Source organism: Streptomyces katrae, from assembly GCF_000966975.1.
Classification (GTDB): domain Bacteria; phylum Actinomycetota; class Actinomycetes; order Streptomycetales; family Streptomycetaceae; genus Streptomyces; species Streptomyces katrae.
This window is the reverse complement of record NZ_JZWV01001290.1, coordinates 1-857: the sequence shown is the minus strand read 5'-3', so window position 1 is coordinate 857 and position 857 is coordinate 1. Positions and strand designations below refer to the sequence as shown.

1 protein-coding gene is annotated in these 857 nt (G+C 71.8%); it reads right to left on the bottom strand.

Annotated features, from left to right (window positions below):
- The coding region (locus VR44_RS36285; RefSeq protein WP_045951920.1) for an APC family permease at nt 1-857 on the bottom strand (857 nt) is incomplete at both ends.

Below are 857 nucleotides of genomic sequence, written 5' to 3'. Positions count from 1 at the left end.
CCCAGTACAGGGTGGCGACGGCGGTGATGCCGCCGGTCCACAGCAGGTACTCGGTCTCCTGCTGGGTCAGGATGTACGCCAGCACGGCGATCAGCGCGACCGGCACGGCCGGCCACAGCGGCATCCGCCAGGCCGAGGCCTCGCGGTGCGCCCCGCGCCGGCTGAACAGCGCGGCCACCGCCACCAGCAGGTACATGCCGGTCACCGACACGCCGGTCACCCCGTACAGGGTGTCCAGGTTGACGAAGCACATCGCCGCGCCCGGCAGACCCACCAGCAGGGTGGCCACCCACGGGGAGCCGAAGCGGCCGAGGCGGGACAGACCGCGGTTGACCGGCTCGGGCCAGGCCTTGTCACGGGCGGAGGCGAAGAGCACCCGGGAGTTCTGGATGACCATGACGATGCCGGCGTTGATGATCGCGAGGGCCACACAGAGGCTGACGAAGGTGCCGACGGCCGAGTTCGACCAGGCGGTCACCATCGCGCCGAGGTCGCCGGAGGCCAGCGCGTCCAGGTCGGGGGCGCCCATGGTGATCGCGATGACCGGGACCAGGATGACCGCCGTGGAGATGGCGAGCGTGGCGAGCACGGTCCGCGGCACGTTGCGGCGCGGCTTCTCCAGCTCCTCCGAGAGGTAGACGGCCGTCGAGAAGCCCTGCGTGATGAACAGTGCGATGGCCAGCCCGGAGACCACCATCATCGCCGTCACCGTGGAGGTGCCGCCGCCCTCGGCGGCCACCGTGCCGTGGACCAGCGCGTCGGCGCCCCGCTCGCTGTGGGCGAAGCCCAGCACGGCCACCAGCGCGGCCGCGACCACCTCGAGGACGAGGAAGATGCCGGTGATCCAGGCGTTGGCC